Below are 1899 nucleotides of genomic sequence, written 5' to 3' on the forward strand. Positions count from 1 at the left end.
GAGCGGCAGTGATGCAACCCGGCGCGTGCATGTGCTGGTGAAGCCGACGCGTACGGAGATCATGACAAACCTGGTCATCACCACTGACCGCCGCACCTACATGATTGAGCTGCGAGCCGGCGAAAAGCCGTATATGCCGTCAGTGGCATGGGCCTATCCCCAGGTCACATCCCACCAGTCGCGCATTCCGGCAACTCCGATCATCCCGGCCCGGGCGGCGCGCAACCATCGCTACGCGCTGACCGGCGACAGGCCGCCCTGGCGACCCGTGTCGGTCTATGACGATGGGCGGCGCGTCTATGTCGAGTTCACGCGCGGCATCGTGCAGGGCGAGATGCCTCCGATCTTCGTCATCGGCTCGGACGGCCAGCCCGAGATCGTCAACAGCCGCATCCACCAAAACATCATGATCGTCGACCGTCTGTTCGGCGCCGCTGAGTTGCGGCTCGGTAGCGGCAAGCGCCAGCAGACGGTCCGGATCGTGCGGACCGACGGGAGGCCATCGTCATGAGCAAGACCGGCGCTGGAACGGAATCTGACCTGCCGTCCTCGACACGAGAGACCGCGAATGCCATGCGGCTGCGGCCCGAGCCGCCGCGAGTCACGCGCATCTCTCGTCGCGTGCTGGCCGGTGTTGGCCTGTTTGCCGGACTTGGCATCGGCTGCGCGTTGATCTACGCGCTGCAAAACGCTGATCGACAGCCGGGCCAGGAGGAGCTCTTCACAACCGACCGCAGGCAGACCGCCGACGGCTTGCAGGGCCTTCCTTCGGACTATAGCGGCATTCCACAACTCGGCCCGCCGCTGCCTGGCGATCTTGGTGGTCCCATCGTGCGCGCTCGCGAGAAAGGCCGTGACGTACCCGCCGACGTCGTACCGGTGCCTCAGCCGGACGCTGAAGAGCAGCGCCGCCTCGCGGAAATGGAAGCCGCGCGAACCAGCGAGGTCTTTTTCCAAACCAATGCTCGCGCACCATCCGGTTTGCCGAGCTTCCAGCCCACGCTTGGGGGCTCGGAATTGTCCGGTTCCGGCGCCCAAGACCGGAAGCTTGCCTTCCTCAATGCGCCGGTCGATCGACGTACAGTAGCGCCAGACCGGGTGGCTGCGCCTGCTTCGCCATTTGTCCTTCAGGCCGGGTCAGTGATCCCGGCCGCCCTCACCACCGGCATCCGCTCCGACCTTCCCGGGCAGATCACGGCGCACGTTACCCAGCATGTTTATGACAGCCCGACCGGCAGCCTGCTCCTGGTTCCGCAGGGAACGAGGCTGATCGGCGAATACGACAATGCCGTAGCCTTCGGCCAGCGGCGCGTCCTGCTGGTCTGGAGTCGTCTCATATTCCCCAATGGCCGCTCGATCGTTCTCGAGCGTCAACCTGGCGCCGATACCCAAGGATACGCCGGACTCGAGGATGGCGTCGATTATCATTGGTGGGACTTGATGAAGGCCGCGGGCCTGTCGACACTGCTCGCCGTCGGCGCGGAGACGACGATGGATGACGAAGACCGGCTCATCCACGCGATCCGCAGCGGCACGCAGGACACCATCAACGACGCCGGCCAGCAGATCGTTCAACGCCAGTTGCAGGTCGCACCGACACTGACCATCCGGCCAGGATTCCCTGTGAGAGTAATCGTCGCCCGCGACCTCGTCCTCGAGCCTTATGGAGCGGCGCAATGATAAAGCTAAAGCTCGGCGCTATTCCCGACGACAAGCCCGTCAAGGTCACAGTCGAGCTCCCGGCTGCATTGCATCGCGACCTGGTCAGCTACGCGGATTATCTGAACGGTCAACATGTCTCTGTCGCATTTTCTACAGGAGACGGCGCATGGCGAACCTGAAACTTGGCCCGTTACCAAAGCTCGGGACAGCGCGCATGACGATCACACTCCCCGAGCC

The 1899-nt window shown here is 64.0% G+C and carries 2 protein-coding genes and 1 pseudogene; all 3 read left to right on the forward strand.

Annotated elements, in window-relative coordinates; genetic code table 11:
• The coding region (locus EOA86_RS32880) for a TrbG/VirB9 family P-type conjugative transfer protein (RefSeq protein ID WP_164892244.1) at nt 1-511 on the forward strand (511 nt) is incomplete at its 5' end.
• Nucleotides 508-1680, forward strand: coding sequence for a TrbI/VirB10 family protein (locus EOA86_RS32885; RefSeq protein WP_128345380.1), 1173 nt, complete (start codon nt 508-510; stop codon nt 1678-1680). The genes EOA86_RS32880 and EOA86_RS32885, both read left to right, overlap by 4 nt.
• Nucleotides 1677-1784 (forward strand): annotated as a pseudogene (locus tag EOA86_RS32890) (DUF2274 domain-containing protein); the annotation flags it as partial. The gene EOA86_RS32885 and the pseudogene EOA86_RS32890, both read left to right, overlap by 4 nt.
• Nucleotides 1785-1899 lie beyond the last annotated feature (115 nt).

The sequence above is a fragment of the Mesorhizobium sp. M5C.F.Ca.IN.020.32.2.1 genome (genome assembly GCF_004023105.1).
Classification (GTDB): Bacteria; Pseudomonadota; Alphaproteobacteria; order Rhizobiales; family Rhizobiaceae; genus Mesorhizobium; species Mesorhizobium wenxiniae.

Bases quoted from the DNA above. Each gene is read 5' to 3' on its own strand.
- EOA86_RS32885 (WP_128345380.1), top strand. From the start codon at position 508: ATGAGCAAGACCGGCGCTGGAACGGAATCTGACCTGCCGTCCTCGACA.